Origin of the sequence: Muricauda sp. MAR_2010_75, assembly GCF_000745185.1 — a bacterium.
In the GTDB taxonomy this organism is placed as follows: Bacteria; Bacteroidota; Bacteroidia; order Flavobacteriales; family Flavobacteriaceae; genus Flagellimonas.
Window position 1 is genome coordinate 2958075 of the sequence record NZ_JQNJ01000001.1, and the last position, 18324, is coordinate 2976398.

11 protein-coding genes and 2 tRNA genes are annotated in these 18324 nt (G+C 41.2%); 6 read left to right on the plus strand and 7 right to left on the minus strand.

Annotated elements, in window-relative coordinates; all coding sequences use genetic code 11:
- Position 1 precedes the first annotated feature (1 nt).
- Positions 2–2446, minus strand: a complete 2445-nt coding sequence (thrA, locus tag FG28_RS13390) for a bifunctional aspartate kinase/homoserine dehydrogenase I (protein ID WP_036383594.1) — start codon at positions 2444–2446, stop codon at positions 2–4.
- 259 nt (positions 2447–2705) lie between these two features.
- Between thrA and FG28_RS13395 the strand changes: the two genes are divergently transcribed.
- Positions 2706–4241, plus strand: coding sequence for a bifunctional ADP-dependent NAD(P)H-hydrate dehydratase/NAD(P)H-hydrate epimerase (locus FG28_RS13395; RefSeq protein WP_036383596.1), 1536 nt, complete (start codon positions 2706–2708; stop codon positions 4239–4241).
- 2 nt (positions 4242–4243) lie between these two features.
- Here the strand turns inward: FG28_RS13395 and FG28_RS13400 are convergent, their stop codons facing one another.
- Positions 4244–4657, minus strand: a complete 414-nt coding sequence (locus FG28_RS13400; RefSeq protein WP_036383598.1) for a hypothetical protein — start codon at positions 4655–4657, stop codon at positions 4244–4246.
- 156 nt (positions 4658–4813) lie between these two features.
- Complete coding sequence (locus tag FG28_RS13405; RefSeq protein ID WP_036386584.1) at positions 4814–7369, minus strand: ATP-dependent Clp protease ATP-binding subunit; 2556 nt, start codon at positions 7367–7369, stop codon at positions 4814–4816.
- A gap of 261 nt (positions 7370–7630) precedes the next feature.
- Here FG28_RS13405 and gyrA point away from each other — a divergent pair, with 261 nt between their 5' ends.
- The gene (gene gyrA / locus FG28_RS13410; RefSeq protein WP_036386586.1) at positions 7631–10117 is read left to right on the plus strand and encodes a DNA gyrase subunit A; all 2487 of its coding nucleotides are present in this window, start codon (positions 7631–7633) and stop codon (positions 10115–10117) included.
- Positions 10118–10189: 72 nt separating this feature from the next.
- On the plus strand, positions 10190–11452 hold the full coding sequence (locus FG28_RS13415; protein ID WP_036383600.1) for a tetratricopeptide repeat protein: 1263 nt from the start codon (positions 10190–10192) through the stop codon (positions 11450–11452).
- A 54-nt stretch (positions 11453–11506) separates the two neighbouring features.
- Here FG28_RS13415 and FG28_RS13420 read toward each other — a convergent pair whose 3' ends face one another.
- Both FG28_RS13420 and FG28_RS13425 read right to left on the minus strand, forming a co-directional pair.
- Entirely contained in the window at positions 11507–12256 is a 750-nt protein-coding gene (locus FG28_RS13420) for an NlpC/P60 family protein (protein ID WP_036383601.1), read from the minus strand.
- A 20-nt stretch (positions 12257–12276) separates the two neighbouring features.
- The gene (locus FG28_RS13425; RefSeq protein WP_036383602.1) at positions 12277–13452 is read right to left on the minus strand and encodes an acetyl-CoA C-acyltransferase; all 1176 of its coding nucleotides are present in this window, start codon (positions 13450–13452) and stop codon (positions 12277–12279) included.
- A gap of 113 nt (positions 13453–13565) precedes the next feature.
- Here FG28_RS13425 and FG28_RS13430 point away from each other — a divergent pair, with 113 nt between their 5' ends.
- The 3 genes from FG28_RS13430 to FG28_RS13440 all read left to right on the plus strand — a co-directional run bounded on the left by FG28_RS13430 (position 13566) and on the right by FG28_RS13440 (position 15903).
- The gene (locus FG28_RS13430; RefSeq protein WP_036383604.1) at positions 13566–15602 is read left to right on the plus strand and encodes an HD family phosphohydrolase; all 2037 of its coding nucleotides are present in this window, start codon (positions 13566–13568) and stop codon (positions 15600–15602) included.
- 113 nt (positions 15603–15715) lie between these two features.
- Positions 15716–15799: transfer RNA gene (locus FG28_RS13435), tRNA-Ser, on the plus strand.
- Positions 15800–15828: 29 nt separating this feature from the next.
- Positions 15829–15903: transfer RNA gene (locus tag FG28_RS13440), tRNA-Pro, on the plus strand.
- A 74-nt stretch (positions 15904–15977) separates the two neighbouring features.
- On the opposite strand, the gene FG28_RS13445 is transcribed toward FG28_RS13440, so the two are convergent.
- Entirely contained in the window at positions 15978–17954 is a 1977-nt protein-coding gene (locus FG28_RS13445) for a UvrD-helicase domain-containing protein (RefSeq protein ID WP_036383605.1), read from the minus strand.
- The gene (locus tag FG28_RS13450; protein WP_036383607.1) at positions 17938–18288 is read right to left on the minus strand and encodes a hypothetical protein; all 351 of its coding nucleotides are present in this window, start codon (positions 18286–18288) and stop codon (positions 17938–17940) included. The genes FG28_RS13445 and FG28_RS13450 overlap by 17 nt, the downstream gene beginning before the upstream one ends.
- Positions 18289–18324 lie beyond the last annotated feature (36 nt).

Below are 18324 nucleotides of genomic sequence, written 5' to 3' on the forward strand. Positions count from 1 at the left end.
ATCAGAAATTTCCAATTCGTATGATATCCGCAAAGATACCTGAAGCAGTGACATCTGCACCGGCACCGGCACCTTTTATGATCAATGGTTGCTCAACATAGCGGTCTGTAAAGAACAGCACGATGTTGTCACTTCCTTCCAGGTTGTAAAAATCGTGTCCTTTTGGAATTTTCTGCAATCCAACTTTGGCCTTTCCGTCTTCAAACTGGGCCACGTACTTTAGTTTACTATCTGCATCGGCAGCCTCTTTGTACAATTTTTGGAAGTCGGATTCATATTTCTTCAAGCTTTCAAAAAAGGCATCATTGGAATCGGCCTCCAAACTTTCCTTGGGCAAAAAGGCTTCGTTTTCAATTTCATCTATATTCAAGTGGTAGCCACTTTCCCTCGCCAAAATAAGAATCTTCCGCATCACGTCAATTCCACTCAAATCGATAGTTGGGTCCGGTTCTGTATAGCCTTGTTCCTGGGCTTGCTTTACCACATCGTGGAAGGTGGTGGTATCATTAAAAGTATTGAAGACAAAATTCAAACTACCGGATAGCACCGCTTGTATTTTTCTGACCTTATCACCTGAAGCAATCAAATGCTTTAAGGTGTCGATGATGGGCAAACCAGCTCCTACGTTGGTCTCGAACAAATAGGGAGCGTTGTACTGCTTGGCTAATTGTTTCAATTCCTTATAATAATCATAATCCGAAGATGATGCTATTTTGTTGCAGGTCACCACAGAAATACTGTTTTTGAGATAGCTCGGATAGCTTTCCGAGACTTCAGAGCTTGCGGTGTTGTCCACAAAAATGCTGTTGCGATAGTTGAGTGCTATTATGCGATCAAAAAAGGCTTGTTTATCTGCTTTTTCACCATTGGCCAAAACGGTTTCCCAGTCTTTTAATGGAATACCGTTTTCATCAAAAGCCATGGTTCTGGAATTGCTGATTCCAATGACCCGAATGTTCAATTTTAACTCCTCCTTTAGGTATTTTTTCTGTTGGCGAATCTGGTCTAAGAATTTAGAGCCCACATTTCCAACTCCCATCACAAAAAGGTTGAGTTGTTTGATGTTTTCCTCAAAAAAGGTCTCGTGCAGTGAGTTGAGCGCTTTTTTTACATCATCTTTTTTGATGACCGCAGAAATATTTCGCTCCGAAGCACCTTGCGCAATCGCCCTGATGTTTACATTATTCTTTCCAAGAGTGCTGAACATTTTACCACTCAGCCCTTGGTGACTTTTCATATTGTCTCCAACTAAGGCAACGATGGTAAGGTCTTTTTCAACGATTACCGGTTTGATTTTCTTGGTGGAGATTTCGTATTCAAACGTCTCATTTACTGCTTCGGCCGCAGTGTCCACATCTTCATCAGCAATACCCACACAAATGGAATGCTCGGATGAAGCTTGGGTAATCAGCACAATACTAATATTCTTTAGAGACAATGTTTCAAAGAATCGTTTGGATATTCCTGGGATTCCAATCATCCCCGGACCTTCCAACGACAACAAACTGATATTGCCCACATGACTTATACCACGAACGGTTTTCCCATTTCCGTTGGTGTTCTTGGTAATCAGTGTTCCCGGATTTTCGGGGTCGAATGTATTCTTGATAGCAATCGGGATTCCTTTGCCCAAAACGGGTTGAATGGTAGGGGGAAATAACACCTTTGCGCCAAAATGGGAAAGTTCCATGGCTTCCTCATAGCTTATGTGCGAAACACATTTCGCCTGTTTCACCAATTTGGGATTGGCGGTGTACATACCGCTTACGTCGGTCCATATTTCTAAAATATCAGCTTCAACAGCACCAGCAAGAATGGCGGCGGTGTAATCGGAACCACCTCTGCCCAAGGTGGTGGAATCTCCAGATTTACTGGAAGATACAAACCCTGGCAAAACGGTAATTTGATGCTTATTTTCTTCAAAAAATGCTTTACAGTTCTGATTGGTCAGCTTAAAATCCACATTGGCTTTTCCGTAACTGCTGTCGGTAATAATAAGTTCACGGCTGTCCTTGAAAACGGCATCAAGACCTTCGGTCTTAAAAAATTCACTGATGATAAAAGAGGACAACAGTTCCCCATAGCTAACAATTTTATCGGAAAGTTTTGGGGTCAATTCTCCAATCAAGAATGAACCTTCCAAAAGGGTTTCCAGTACATTCAAATCACTTTTTACCTTGCTTAGGGCAGCGCTTTGATTTTGGACGGGAATCAATTCCCGGATAGCGTTTATATGTTTGTCCTCAATTGTTTTTAAGGATTCCTTGTAGGCTGTATCTTGTTTTGCAGCCAAGGCTGATGTGTTCAGAAGAAGGTCGGTGACCCCACCAAAGGCTGATACCACGACGGCTGCTTTTTCTTTGTCCAGTTGTTGGACTATGGACTTGACTTTATTGATATGCTCTGGATTGGCCACTGAAGTGCCACCAAATTTTAAGACTTTCATGATGAAATAGTATTGTAAGAAATATTGAAAAATAGATTAAAAAACGGACGGAAATATATAGCAGATTTACCCCAAAGGGGTGGTGGTAATCACAGTGAAGATAGATGAAAAAGATTCCATCTGAAGAAGATTACTATCCGTTTGTTTAACTTGCATTGTTCTGTTATGAGGAGATAAAAGTAGTACTTTTGATTACTTCATCAAATCCTACAACGTATTTTTTGCGAAATCCATACAAATAATCAAATTTTTGTGTTGAATGAAAATTTTTTCCGCCCAACAAATCTATGACGCTGACAAATTTACCATAGAAAAACAGCAAATTACCAGTGATGCCTTAATGGAACGGGCCGCTACCAAGTTGTTTGAGTGGATTCATGCGCGATTAAGGGGCACTAGCGTGCATATAAAGTTGTTTTGTGGTATTGGCAACAATGGTGGTGATGGAATGGTTTTGGCCCGACTACTGCATGAACATGGCTACACCATTGAGGTACATGTGGTGAACTACAGCGAAAAACGCTCCAAGGATTTTTTACTGAATTTGGAGCGGCTAAAAGAAAACAAGGTTTGGCCGGATTTTATTAATGCCGATAGTGACTTGCCAGAAATTTCACCGAACGATATTGTGGTGGATGCCATTTTTGGCATTGGACTCAACCGCGCTCCTGATACTTGGGTTGGGAATCTGATACAGCACATCAATGCTTCGCAAGCGTTTGTTCTTGCTGTGGATGTTCCTTCGGGATTGCCCATGGATAGGAGTCCTTGGAATCCATCGCATGTGATTGAAGCCAGTTATGTATTGAGCTTTCAAGTACCCAAATTAGTGTTTTTTCTTCCAGAGACCGGGGTTTTTATCAATCAATGGGAGTTGCTCGACATTGGATTGGATACGGAAATTTTGGAAAAAACCGATGCTGAATATGAATTGATTGGAAGGCAGGAAATACTTCCGCTATACCGACCTCGGCTTAAATTTTCCCATAAGGGAACGTACGGGCACTCCATGATCATTGGAGGGAGTTATGGTAAAATTGGAGCTGTGCAATTGGCAGGCAATGCCTGTTTATCCACGGGTAGTGGGTTGGTAACCGCCTTTGTTCCCCAATGTGGATACCAATCGCTCCAAACAAGCATTCCAGAGGTAATGGTTTTAACTGATGAAGATGAAAAGAATATCACGCATGTAGACCTTCCTTTTGTGCCTGACGTTATTGGAATTGGGATGGGGATCGGTACAGAAGAGAAAACGGCAAAAGCATTTGGTGATCTTCTCAAAGAGATGAAGGCGCCCATGGTCATCGATGCGGATGGACTCAATATTCTGGCTAAAAATCCCAAAATGCTGAAGGACATTCCCAAAAATTCCATTTTAACGCCCCATCCAAAAGAATTGGAGCGACTCATCGGAAAATGGGAAAATGATTTTGATAAATTAAAAAAGGCCAAAACCTTTTCTTTGGAAAATGAGGTGGTGTTGGTTATAAAAGGGGCCCATACGATAGTTCTTCATAACGGTAAAGGTTATGTGAATACCACTGGAAATCCGGGAATGGCCACGGCAGGCAGTGGTGATGTGCTTACCGGAATGATGACAGGATTGAAGGCCCAAGGATATTCACCGGTGCATTCGGCCATCTTTGCTGTTTACCTTCATGGCCTTGCAGGAGATATAGGCGCATCGCAACTCGGTTATGAAGCGGTTAAGGCATCTGAAATCATAAATAGAATAGGACAGGCGTATCTGGAAATCCTAAATCCGCCTGAAGTTGAGGATAGGGAAAAGAGTTAAAGCTATTTTTTGCCTTTACCCGTCTTCACTCTTTTTTTAACCCAGGCCAATGCGTTCTCAAACTCAATAAAGAATTCCATGTTCTTTTTGTAAAACAACTTCTCTATTTTGAAGTTATGCATGTCTATTTCCTTTTTGGAAACAATGGCAAACGCCTTTAGGTTGTCCAAACCACGAAGATAGTTGTAGATGGTGGGATCTACAGCATAGGAATTTTTCCGTAGGCTGATGTAGCCAAAATTCCTGTTCCTAAAATGTATTTCTGATATCCCAATCATTTGATAAGCGCGCTCAAGCGTAACTGTGGCACCTTCATCAAAAGTAGCGACCATGTAATCATCAAAAACCTGTATGGTTCCAATATCCAACTGGTATTCACGTACCACGATGGTCTTCTTCGTAGAAGTAATTCTCATTCCCCAAATAGTTATAGTGTCTCTGGACGAAAGTATGGCGAACAAGGAGCGATCAGAAAAATATTAGATTAAAAGCAATATTATCGTTTGTATTACATTTTGGGGCATAAAAAAAGCTGACATCTGTCAGCTTTTTTTTATTGTGTTTTTATGGATTTATTTTTCGGTCTCGGGTGATTTTTCCGTTTTCTTTATTTTGATGGTGAGTTCTTCTTTTTTCTCATCCAAATCCATAAAGATACTGTCACCTTCTTCGAGTTTGGAGTTTACGATTTCCTCCGCAAGGGCATCCTCAATATATTTTTGGATGGCTCTTTTTAGAGGTCGTGCTCCATATTCTTTGTCGAAACCTTTTTCGGCAATATAATCCTTGGCCTTATCAGAAAGGTTGAGGTCATAACCTATCTCCTTGATACGCTGGTACAATTTGTTCAATTCAATATCAATGATCTTGTGGATGTCCTCTCTCTCCAGAGGGTTAAAGACAATCACATCATCAATACGGTTCAAGAACTCAGGGGCAAACGCTTTTTTAAGGGCGTTTTCAATGACACTTTTCTGGTGTGTATCGGCCTGGGCCTTTTTGGCCGCAGTACCAAACCCTATGCCTTGCCCAAAATCCTTCAACTGACGAGCTCCAATATTGGAGGTCATGATGATAATGGTATTTCTGAAATCAATCTTCCTGCCAAGACTATCGGTAAGGAAACCATCATCCAAAACCTGGAGCAACATGTTGAAGACATCTGGGTGTGCCTTTTCAACCTCGTCCAAAAGGATTACAGAATAAGGCTTACGTCGAACCTTTTCAGTCAACTGACCTCCTTCTTCATAACCCACATATCCTGGAGGTGCTCCCACCAATCTGGAAATGGCGAATTTTTCCATGTATTCGCTCATATCTATTCGGATAAGGGCATCTTCAGAATCAAACAGTTCCTTGGCCAAAATCTTGGCCAACTGTGTTTTTCCGACCCCCGTCTGACCCAAGAAAATGAAAGAACCAATAGGTTTGTTGGGATCCTTTAAACCTGCTCGGTTACGTTGGATGGCCTTGGCCACTTTGGCCACTGCTTCATCTTGACCTATAACAAATCCTTTGATCAAATTTGGCAATTCTGCCAATTTGTTGCTTTCGGTCTGTGCAATTTTATTGACGGGAATACCGCTCATCATGGAAACCACATCGGCAACATTGTCTTCTGTAACGGTTTCACGGTGCAGCCTGCTTTCCTCTTCCCAACGTTCCTGGGCAGATGCCAATTCTTTCTCAAGACGTTTTTCATCGTCCCGAAGCTTGGCGGCCTCCTCGTACTTCTGCTTTTTGACCACGCTGTTTTTCAACTCACGTACATCTTCCAACTGACTCTCCAACTCCAAAATCTGTTTGGGAACGTCCATGTTCACGATGTGAACCCGCGAACCAGCTTCATCCAGGGCATCAATGGCCTTGTCCGGTAAAAAACGGTCTGTCATATAGCGATTGGTCAACTTTACACAGGCCAAAATGGCTTCATCGGTATAGTTAACGTTATGGTGGTCTTCGTACTTGCCTTTGATGTTCATCAAAATTTCGATGGTCTCCTCTACAGTGGTGGGTTCCACCATCACTTTTTGGAAACGACGCTCAAGGGCGCCATCTTTTTCGATGTACTGTCTGTATTCATCAAGCGTAGTGGCACCGATACATTGAATTTCACCTCGGGCCAAAGCAGGTTTGAACATGTTTGAAGCATCCAAGCTGCCTGTGGCACCACCTGCTCCAACAATGGTATGAATCTCATCGATGAAAAGAATAATGTCATCATTCTTTTCCAGCTCGTTCATTACGGCTTTCATTCGTTCCTCAAACTGACCACGGTATTTGGTACCGGCCACCAATGAGGCCAAATCCAAAGTAACCACGCGCTTGTTGTACAATATGCGAGAAACTTTTTTGTTGATGATGCGCAATGCCAAACCTTCGGCGATGGCACTCTTACCCACACCGGGCTCACCAATGAGCAACGGATTGTTTTTCTTTCTCCTGCTCAAAATCTGGGAGACACGCTCAATTTCTTTTTCGCGTCCCACAACAGGATCCAATTTGTTCTCCTCGGCCAATCGGGTAAGATCGCGTCCAAAATTGTCCAAGACCGGGGTCTTGGATTTTTTAGTGCCTTTTTGACCGGAACTTGAACCGAAGGTACTTTCCTTGGCATCACCAGAATCGTCCGGGTCGCTAGGAAAGGATTCCGCTTGTGGTGAATCTATATAATCATCATCGCTTGTGATCATGGATTTGAACTGTTCTTTAACGTTATCATAGTCCACCTTTAATTTGTGCAACAACTTGGTTGTGGGGTCATTCTCATTTCTAAGAATGCACAACAACAGGTGTGCGGTATTGATGGAAGAGCTTTGGAAAAGCTTTGCTTCCAAAAAAGTGGTCTTCAACGCACGCTCGGCCTGCCGAGTGAGGTGAAGGTTTTTCTTGTCTTTTTGCATGGTTCCAGAATTAGGATTTGCCGGACTTAGGATTTCCACTTTTCTGCGTAAGTGTTCCAAATCCACGTCGAGGGCATCCAAAATGTTTATGGCCTTGCCATTTCCATCTCTTAAAAGACCAAGCATAAGGTGTTCCGTACCAATGAAATCATGCCCTAATCTTAGGGCTTCTTCCTTGCTGTATGCTATCACGTCTTTTACTCTGGGGGAAAAATTATCATCCATACCTTTCTTTTTCAGCAATTAAAATTAATAAAAGTATTGTTACAGTGGTCAAATACCGTACCCTTATTCGATAAACTAGTATTAAATGTCGAAATAATGGACACTTTTTAGGTGGTTTAACATAGCTTTATTACAATATGGGGATGTTGGTCGGAAATGTTGATAATTTTTTTAATAAAGTAAGTCCCTATTGTTCTGAAAGGGTCTATTTTCCGTATATTGCCATGATATTTTAACCAGTAAAAACAATAAGATTTTAGCATGGCGGAAGGAGAAAAGTTAATTCCTATCAACATAGAGGATGAGATGAAATCTGCCTACATTGATTATTCAATGTCGGTCATTGTGTCACGTGCCCTGCCAGATGTTCGTGATGGACTAAAACCAGTTCACCGGAGAGTACTTTTTGGAATGCACGAACTTGGGGTGAGATCTAACAGTTCGCACAAAAAATCTGCCCGTATTGTTGGGGAGGTATTGGGTAAGTATCACCCACATGGCGATACGTCTGTATATGATACCATGGTGCGTATGGCCCAGGAATGGAGCCTACGATATATGCTTGTGGACGGTCAAGGAAACTTTGGTTCCGTTGATGGCGATAGCCCTGCGGCCATGCGTTATACCGAGGCCAAGATGCGGAAAATTGCAGAGGAGATGTTGGCCGATATTGATAAAGATACGGTGGACCATCAGCTCAATTTTGATGATTCCCTGCAAGAACCCACGGTTCTGCCCACCCGGGTGCCCAACCTTTTGGTGAATGGAGCTTCGGGTATTGCCGTAGGTATGGCCACCAATATGCCGCCCCATAACCTATCTGAAGTTGTAGATGGTACTGTGGCCTATATTGACAATAGTGATATTGAAATAGATGAGCTGATCACCCACATCAAAGCTCCCGATTTTCCCACAGGGGGAATCATTTATGGATATGAGGGGGTAAAAGAAGCTTTTCATACCGGTCGAGGACGGGTTGTAATGCGCGCCAAAGCTTCGTTTGAAGAAGTCCAGGGAAGAGAGTGTATCGTTGTTACCGAAATTCCGTACCAGGTCAACAAGGCGGATATGATCAAAAAGACCGCCGACCTTGTCAACGAAAAGAAAATAGAGGGGATTGCATCTCTCAGAGATGAGTCTGATAGAAATGGAATGCGTATCGTGTATATCCTTAAACGTGATGCCATACCCAATATCGTACTGAACATGCTGTACAAGTACACAGCACTTCAATCCTCATTCAGCGTCAACAATATTGCCTTGGTAAAAGGTAGGCCGCAGCTGTTGAACCTAAAGGAAATCATTCATCACTTTGTAGAGCACAGGCACGAGGTGGTGGTCCGTAGGACCAAATACGAATTGCAAAAGGCCGAGGACCGGGCCCATATTCTTGAAGGACTGATCATTGCCTCCGATAACATTGATGAGGTAATTGCCATTATTAGGGCATCCTCCAATGTGGAAGAGGCCCGTACCAATTTAATGGAACGCTTTAAGTTGACCGAGGTTCAGGCCAAGGCCATTGTGGAAATGCGTTTGCGCCAACTTACTGGTCTGGAACAGGACAAATTGCGTGATGAACATGCTGAACTTTTGAAGACCATCGAGGATTTGAAAGATATTCTTGCCAAGAAGGAGCGTAGAATGCAGATCATTAAAGATGAGCTTCTTGAGGTTAAGGAGAAATATGGCGACGACAGAAGATCTGAAATCAACTATGCAGGTGGCGATTTGAGCATTGAGGATATGATTCCGGATGAGCAAGTGGTCATCACTATTTCCCACGCAGGCTACATCAAAAGAACACCTTTATCAGAATATAAGACCCAGAACAGGGGAGGTGTGGGCCAAAAGGCATCCTCAACCCGAAACGAGGATTTCTTGGAACACCTTTTTGTGGGCACCAACCACCAATACATGTTGTTCTTTACCCAAAACGGTAAATGTTTCTGGATGCGCGTCTATGAAATTCCCGAGGGCAGCAGAACCTCCAAAGGAAGAGCTATCCAGAACCTGGTCAATATTGAGATGGAGGACAAGGTGAAAGCCTTTATCTGTACCCAAGATCTTAAGGATGAGGACTATGTGAACAGTCACTACGTGATTATGGCCACCAAAAAGGGAACAGTGAAGAAAACATCCTTGGAGCAATATTCCCGTCCACGCCAAAATGGTATCAATGCCATTACCATTAAAGATGGCGATGAGCTTTTGGAAGCCAAGTTGACTACTGGAACCAGCCAGATTTTCCTTGGATTGAAATCTGGAAAAGCCATTCGCTTTGAAGAAAGTAAAACGCGGCCCATGGGTAGGAATGCCTCTGGTGTTCGGGGAATTACCTTGGCGGATGACAAAGACGAAGTAATCGGTATGGTATCCGTTCACAATTTTGAGGATGACATCTTGGTCGTTTCAGAAAATGGGTATGGTAAAAGATCCAACTTGGAGGATTATCGCGTAACTAATAGAGGAGGAAAAGGGGTTAAGACCATTTCCATCACTGAAAAAACAGGTGGACTTGTAGCCATTAAGAATGTAACGGATACCGATGACCTTATGATCATCAATAAATCCGGTATTGCCATTCGCATGAGCGTGGAAGATCTTCGTGTCATGGGTAGGGCTACACAGGGGGTTCGCCTCATCAATTTAAGGGAAGGGGACTCCATAGCTGCCGTGGCCAAAGTCATGAAAGAAGATGATTCCCTTGACGATACCAATGTCCTTGATATAGAGGTCAATGACTAAGATGGCATGGCAATTGATAAGTACAATGAAAATAATTAATAATCGATAAACACTAAATAATTACGTTTTAACATGAAGACTAAAGTTTTAATACTGCTAGCCATAGGGATTTCAACGATGGGCTTTTCACAGAAGAGTGAAATCAGAGATGCAGAAAAAGCACTAAAAGATGGTGATGCGGCAGCTGCAAAAACGGCTTTGGAGGCAGCATCATCCACTATTGATGCTGCAGATGAAAGATTGCAGGCCCAATATTATGCTGTTTTGGGCAATGTGTATTCAGACTTGGCATCCAAGGGAGATGCTACTGCTTTCCAACCTGCTATTGATGCCTACAAAAAAGTTATTTCCATTGAAGAAGCAAGCGGAAAGGAAAAATATACTACCGTGGCACAACAAAAACTGTCGGAAATGACAGCCGATTTGGTAAATGCCGCTGTTGAGGACAACAACAATCAGAAATTTTCGGAAGCTGCTGAAAAACTTTACTTGAGCTACAAGTTGAGCCCTGCGGATACCGTTTATCTATATTATGCGGCAAGTAGCGCCGTAAACGGTCAGGACTATGAGAAGGCATTGCAGTACTATAATGAACTCAAAGACCTTGGCTATGATGGAAGTGGAGTAACCTATACTGCAGTAAATGTAGAGACCGGTGAGGTTGAAACCATGGACAAGAATACCAGGGACTTGTATGTGAAAGCAGGTACCCACAAGGACCCCAAAGAAGAAAGAAGCCCTTCCAAAAAGCCAGAAATAGTTAAAAATGTTGCCTTGATTTACCAACAATTGGGTGATTCGGATAAGGCTCTTGAAGCTTACGCTGAAGCAAGAGAGGCCAATCCAGAGGATGTAAATCTCGTCTTGGGAGAAGCAAATTTGTACTATTCCCTTGGTGATAAAGACAAGTTTAAGGAATTGATGGCCCAGGCTTCTGAAATGGCTCCTGACAATGCCGATTTATTGTACAACATTGGAGTTATCAACATGGAGCAAGGAAATTTGGAAGATGCTAGGGATGCTTACAAAAAGACCCTTGCCATTGACCCAGGTTACATTAATGCTCTTTTGAATCTATCCACAACTTACGTAAACGAAGGTAATGGACTTATCGATGAAATGAACGCCCTTGGCAGTTCCAAGGCCGATATTGCCAAATACGATGAGTTAAAAGCAAAAAAAGACAGTTTGTTCAGAGAAGGTGCTAAAGTGTTGGAAGATGCTGTTAAAACCAATCCTGACAATCAAAGTATCTTGACCCAGTTGAAAAACATCTACGGTGCTTTAGGTGATACCGAAAACTTTATGAGGGTTAAAAAACTTTTGGGAGAATAATTTCCTTTCTACCATTAGAAAATAAAAAGGGCCGCAAAATGCGGCCCTTTTCTTTTAGAGTATTTTTTTGATGACCCTGAGCTTATGGGTATATAACTTCTCCTGTGCATTGAAGATACCTGTGTGGTCCAAGCGGTCAATACGCACATGGCCGTGAACGTGGATAATGTAATTATCCTTCAATATAATGCCCACATGATCGATGATACCTTCATTGTTGTCGAAAAAAGCTAAATCACCTGGTTCACTTTCCTCAATAAAGCTCAGCGCCTCCCCTTGTTTGGATTGCCCTTCCGCATCTCGCTGTAGACTATATCCATTGACCTTGTATACCATTTGGGTGAACCCTGGACAATCTATGCCAAAAGGGGTCTTTCCACCCTTTAAATAGGGTGCGTTCAAATACAGGAAAGCCGTATCAATCAAGCTTGACTTAGGATTTTCACCAGCTACTACAGTTCCTTCAAAAGAATGATTCAATAAAGGTGATGCAGAAATTAGGGAACCCAATAATATGGGAAGCAACATACCATTATTGGCGCAGATATGGGAAATTACATCAGAAGAAATCTTTTGAGGTCCCGAAGCTAAACCCTCATATTCATCCTCAGTGATAAAAATAAATTGCGAGTTGGAAACCCACCCCTCGCATTGGTCATGGGCCACACGAATCCTGCTCCATTTTTTTCTACTCTCCAAGACTTTAAAATGCTCCCCGTACAAAAGTTGGGAAACCATTTCAGTACAATCGTCAGGCTGAACCCTAATGGGAACAATGCTCAAATGGCAGATTCCATATTGCATTTATTGGCTGAATTGGATAACTAAATTCTTTCAAGAACAATTGCGGAAGCGCCACCACCACCATTGCAGATAGCTGCCGCTCCTAATTTGGCATTGTTCTGTATCAATATATTGAGCAGGGTAATGGTTATTCTTGCCCCGGAACAGCCCAATGGATGACCTAGAGAAACAGCTCCACCGTTCACATTTACATTGGCATCTGTAAGCCCCAAAAGTTTTGTATTGGCCAATCCCACTACCGAAAAGGCCTCGTTGAACTCAAAATAATCCACATCTGATAGTGAAACGCCTGCTCTTTCCAAAGCCTTTGGCAGTGCTTTGGCCGGAGCTGTGGTGAACCATTCCGGTTCTTGAGCCGCATCAGCATATCCTTTTATGTAGGCTAATGGTTCCAATCCCAGTTCTTTGGCTTTTTCTTCACTCATCAGTACCACAGCCGCAGCACCATCATTTATCGTTGAAGCATTCGCAGCGGTAACCGTACCCTCTTTGGTGAATGCCGGGCGCAAAGCCGGAATTTTATCCAACTTCACGTTCTTGTATTCCTCATCCTCATTTACAACGATGGGCTCTTCCCTGCGTTGGGGTACTTCAACAGGAACCACTTCATCTTTAAACTTTCCAGCTTTCCATGCTTCTGCAGACCTTTTGTAGGATTGTATGGCATAGGCATCTTGGTCCTCACGGCTAAATTTATGTTCAGTGGCACATGCATCGGCACAAACCCCCATGGCGTTTTGGTCGTATGCATCCACAAGTCCATCTTTTTGCATTCCATCAATCATTGTGGCTGGACCAAATTTAACACCATTTCGCATGTGCACATAATGTGGAATCAGACTCATATTTTCCATACCTCCGGCCACTACGATGGAATTTTCACCTAAAGCAATGGATTGGGCCCCTAGCGTAATGGCTTTCATTCCCGAAGCACAAACCTTGTTCACTGTTGTACAGGGTACTGTATTTGGAATTCCGGCATAAATGGCCGCTTGGCGTGCAGGAGCTTGTCCCGTGCCGGCCTGTACCACATTCCCCATCAAAACTTCTTCTACCAATTCAGGCTTTAGCCCTATTTTTTCCAATGCTCCTTTAATGGCAATGGAACCCAATTTTGGGGCAGGTATGGTGGACAAAGCGCCCATAAAACTCCCTATTGGGGTTCTTGCTGCCGATACAATAACAACTTTGTTCATATGTGCATTTTTACTGATGCGAAAATACTAAAATTAAATGCAAAAGGTCCAGATTGGCCAAGAGGCCCACTTCTTATTTATATTTTCTATTTTTGATGTTAACAGCGCACAGAATGGGAAAGACTTTGGACAATGTATATAAGCATCAATCACTTGCCTACAAGTATTTTCTATATCTGATTTCTGTAGGGCTCATTGTATTCTTTTTTCCGAAGGGAGGAAAGTTCAAGTACGAATTTCAAAAGGGAAAACCCTGGCAGTATGAAAATCTATATGCTCCCATTGATTTCTCCATCAAAAAGACACAAGATGAAATAGCCCAAGAACAGCTTTCCCTGCGCAATAAAAAAACGGATTATTACACTTTTGATGTATCTGTGGTAACTACCATCAAAAATGAAGTGGAACGGGAACTGAACAACCTGTTTGGATCAAATTCATTCTCAAACCAAGAACAAAGAAGGCTGTTGAACAATGCGGATGAGGTAATAGACAGTATCTACGAGCTTGGTGTATTTCAGGACCTGCCATCCTCAAACGCTATCGTATTGGTAAAGAACAACGAAGCCATTCCGTTGGATCCCAACGATTTTATGGATGTTGAAGAAGCCAAGGAACGGGTTGGAGGAATTTTGTCCAACAGGAGTGTTAAAGGAATTTCAAGACTCGGAAATATCATCCAACGAAATATTAGGCCCAATCTTTCTTTTGATGTTGCCCTTACGGAAAGAGCACTGGAAGAAGAGCTTTCCAAAATTTCATTTACCCGGGGCGAAGTTTCCGAAGGAAAATTGATCATCACCAAGGGAGAGGTAGTAGAGGCCGAAAACTTCAAAATCCTCAACTCCCTCAAGGATGAGTATGAATCCGAATTGTGGCATGGCAATAACTACTACTTTATTATGTTGGGCTATACCATTTTGGTGGCATTGGTATTGATCATGCTGTTCTTGTTCTTAAAACGATATAGGAACGAAATATTTAAGAACAACAACAAGGTCACCTTTATCTTTTTCAACATCCTTCTCATGGTTTTGGCTACCACATTGACCGTGAAGCATTATGAAAATTATGTGTACGTGGTTCCCCTTTGTATTCTCCCCTTGGTATTAAAAAACTTTTTTGATGCCCGATTGGGGCTGTTTGTGCATGTACTGACTGTGTTGATCCTGGGATTTGTTGTACCCAATAGTTTTGAGTACATCTTTCTACAGATCATAGCAGGTATTGTGACCATTTTGACAGCATCGGAACTTTATAAAAGAGCTAACCTCTTTATATCGGTAGGCCAAATTACCCTGATTTACATCGTAGGTTATTTTGCCTTTCATGCCATCCATGAAGGAAATCTTGAAAATATAGAATGGATACTTTTTGGGGTTTTTGTGATAAATGGATTGTTGACCCTTTTTGCCCAGCCTTTGATCTATATGTTTGAAAAGATTTTCGGTTTGGTTTCTGATGTTTCCCTGCTGGAACTTTCTGATACCAATTCCAGATTATTAAAAGAACTTTCCGATAAGGCTCCAGGAACCTTTCACCATTCCTTACAAGTGGCCAATCTGGCCGAAGCGGCAGCCAATGAGATTGGGGCAAATGCCATGTTGGTCAGGGTGGGAGCGTTGTACCACGATGTTGGTAAAATGGAAAAACCGACCTATTTCACTGAAAATCAAATTACCAATGTAAATCCGCATGATGACCTTCCACCGCGGGAAAGCGCAAAAATCATTGTAGATCACGTAATAAAGGGTATTGAAATTGCCCGTAAAAACAACATTCCGGACCGGGTGATTGATTTTATACGGACCCACCACGGCACGACTTTGGTATATTATTTTTTCAAAAAGCAACAAGAGCTGGAAACCGATGTTGACCCAGCAGATTTTAAATATCCAGGGCCGATTCCATTTTCCAAGGAGACAGCCATTTTAATGATGTCCGATGCTGTTGAAGCCGCATCCAAAAGTTTAAAGAACCCCAGTTTTACCATTATTGATGAATTTGTGGATAAAATTGTGAAGGGCCAGATGCAGGCCGATCAGTTTTTGAATGCCAACATCACCTTGAAGGAAATTGAGATGGTGAAAAAGGTTTTGAAGCAAAAACTCACCAATATTTACCATTTGCGTGTAGAGTATCCGGAGTAGGGGATGCTGGAAATCAAATGGTTTTAAAAAAAATGAAAAATAGTTGCGATCTTTCGGATGAAAAGGTACATTTGCATCCGCATTTTTGAATGCACGTTCATAAAATAATACTAGGAGAGGTGCCGGAGTGGTAACGGAGCAGATTGCTAATCTGTCAGCGCGTAAGTGCTGCCTGGGTTCGAGTCCCAGTCTCTCCGCTATTTCCTTTTAAGATTTGGAATATTTTCGGGGTGTAGCGTAGCCCGGTTATCGCGCCTGCTTTGGGAGCAGGAGGTCGCAGGTTCGAATCCTGCCACCCCGACTTGAAAATCAAAGGGTTACATCTTTTTTAAGTTGTAACCCTTTTTTATTTGCATACAATTTGCATACGTTTTCTTAACTTTCAATTTCAATAATATCCCATTTCTCTATGTCGATATTAGAAAGGTATCGTTCAAATCTATCTTTATGAATAGCAATGCATAATAAATGCGTTGGTCGCGAAAATCCAACATAAGCCATTCTTGCAGATTGCTTTACTCTTTTTCCAACGGTAATCGGTATTTGATTACCCAATAATTGCTCAGCTAACCTCTGAGATTCATAAGATTTAGCATTAGCACCTTTACCGTCTTTTTGAAAGTATGTTTCTAAATAGAGAGTAGCAGCATGAGTTTGTCCTTTAACAGAATGAACGGTACCAATCTCAATGCTTATTCCATCAGTTTCAAAGATATTTCTTCTAGGCTCTTCCTCAACCTCTATTTCATTAATTTCAGACGCTCCATTTATGAAGTTTGCTGAAGTTGTAATGCCTTTGCGGAAAGCAGAAAGAAAGGAGGGTATATACGTCCTAATCGAATCAATTGTTTCTAGGCTTTTTCCTTTTATGCTATCAATTGACCATTTATAAAGGTTTAATTTTAAAAGTTCATATTCATCATTTTTAAGAGTTCTAAAGAAGTTAATTAATTTTCTTTTGGTGTAATCTCTCTCATATTCATCTGTAACGTTTTCCAAGCGCAGTATCTTCAAAAGGGCGTTTAAAATGTTCTTTCTTACAGACTCTAGAGTTTTTTTCTCTTTGTCAAAGAACAAAACATAATCTTCAAGTACTTTGAAATCAATTTGCTGACCAGAATTGGCGCTAACAAAATGAGGCCAATAATCACCTAAAGCTATTTTATCAGTATCCTCATGTTCTTTTCTCCAAGCAACAGCCATAAATTTGTGAGAAGGATTAATTGGGATAAAACTAGAGTTTTGCAGTTCTTTTATTTTATCTGCAAAAGCTGGAATTACCAATTCTATTGAGTTATCCTGATATAAAAAGATTGTTGGTTTTATGTCTATTGCAGAACCATTAGGGTTTTGATTTTTTCCATCAATGCGGTTTGGAGTAAGGGCAAGGTTTTGTACCAAAAAAGCAACTCTAGGACTTAGTCTATGACTGCCATTGATATATAGTACGTTATCTCTGACAGACCAAATACTTTCTAGATGTACAGAGCCACCGTTATAAATTGCTTGGTTTTGATCACCTATTCTTTGAATAACTGAAAGAGTGTTTATATCTGGATGAAATACTTTTTCAATCAGATCATGTTGGTGAATATCCATGTCTTGCATCTCATCAACAAACACATACGAAAATCTTTTCTGTAAAATTGTTGGATAATATTTTACTCTGTCCAATTGAATTTCTGCTAAAGAATATGCATCGTCAAAATGAAGGTATCCCTTTTTTAATAAGTTAATCTTGAATCGGAGTAGCGATTTATATGTCGGTGATTCTGGATTTTTTAATTTAAAAGTTTCAGGTGTACCATTTAAGTATGAAATTAATTTACCCTGAGTTGTTATTCGAATTGACTTTAATAAAGCCAAACCATCTATTTGTCTATCGAGATAATTTTTTAGCCCTGTATTCCTCGTGTTAAGGAAAAATCTTTCAACCTGTTCGTCATAGATTTCATTATCGATGCGAAAGGGCTTTTGTTTGAATTGATTGGTGTAGAATGGAATCGCTAAAAATGTATCCACAAAACTTTGAATTGTTCCAACAAAATTCGGATATGAAAAAAGTTTGGGACAGTGCTTCCCAATGCGTTCATTTATTTCATCAACAGCAGCATTAGTGTGAGAGATAACCAGTACACCACATCCATTTTTTAGAGGCATATACTTTTCCAGAATGACTAGTTTCGCCAATAATGCTGTCGTTTTGCCGCTTCCTGGAACAGCTTGAAGGTCAAGTGTGCTTAAGTCACGAATAAACAATCTTCTTTCTTCGTCGAATACTTTTCCTTCTGGTAAGAGGATTCTTTCTGCGTATTCAATATCCGCATTAGTAATGTTAATTTCCTGCGGCATATCTAATGGCTTCTATTAGATAATTGATACTGTCATCTTCATTAATTGGATTAATGTTTATGGTTCTCTCTGGTTGAGTATTTAGCAAGTCTTCATCTATGGCATTGGCTAACCCATAGGCAATTTCAGTTTTCTTTAACTTCTTATTTTTATCAATCAATTTAATTGCGAGTTTCTTTTCAAAATCTTCTTCCCATTCTGTTCCTGAATGAATCGTTTTGCAAACATTTTGAAAGGTAGTTGATATACTAATTGATTTGAACAAAGCATATTCTAAAGTCCAGTTTGATGCGGTAAAGAATTTAACAGATTGTTCGGATTTTGAATTGTTCAAATCAATAACAGCTTGCCTTTCTTGTTGAATTATATT

Coding starts and splice junctions, on each gene's coding strand:
- thrA (WP_036383594.1), bottom strand. CDS start 2,446: ATGAAAGTCTTAAAATTTGGTGGCACTTCAGTGGCCAATCCAGAGCAT.
- FG28_RS13395 (WP_036383596.1), top strand. CDS start 2,706: ATGAAAATTTTTTCCGCCCAACAAATCTATGACGCTGACAAATTTACC.
- FG28_RS13400 (WP_036383598.1), bottom strand. CDS start 4,657: ATGAGAATTACTTCTACGAAGAAGACCATCGTGGTACGTGAATACCAG.
- FG28_RS13405 (WP_036386584.1), bottom strand. CDS start 7,369: ATGGATGATAATTTTTCCCCCAGAGTAAAAGACGTGATAGCATACAGC.
- gyrA (WP_036386586.1), top strand. CDS start 7,631: ATGGCGGAAGGAGAAAAGTTAATTCCTATCAACATAGAGGATGAGATG.
- FG28_RS13415 (WP_036383600.1), top strand. CDS start 10,190: ATGAAGACTAAAGTTTTAATACTGCTAGCCATAGGGATTTCAACGATG.
- FG28_RS13420 (WP_036383601.1), bottom strand. CDS start 12,256: ATGCAATATGGAATCTGCCATTTGAGCATTGTTCCCATTAGGGTTCAG.
- FG28_RS13425 (WP_036383602.1), bottom strand. CDS start 13,452: ATGAACAAAGTTGTTATTGTATCGGCAGCAAGAACCCCAATAGGGAGT.
- FG28_RS13430 (WP_036383604.1), top strand. CDS start 13,566: ATGGGAAAGACTTTGGACAATGTATATAAGCATCAATCACTTGCCTAC.
- FG28_RS13445 (WP_036383605.1), bottom strand. CDS start 17,954: ATGCCGCAGGAAATTAACATTACTAATGCGGATATTGAATACGCAGAA.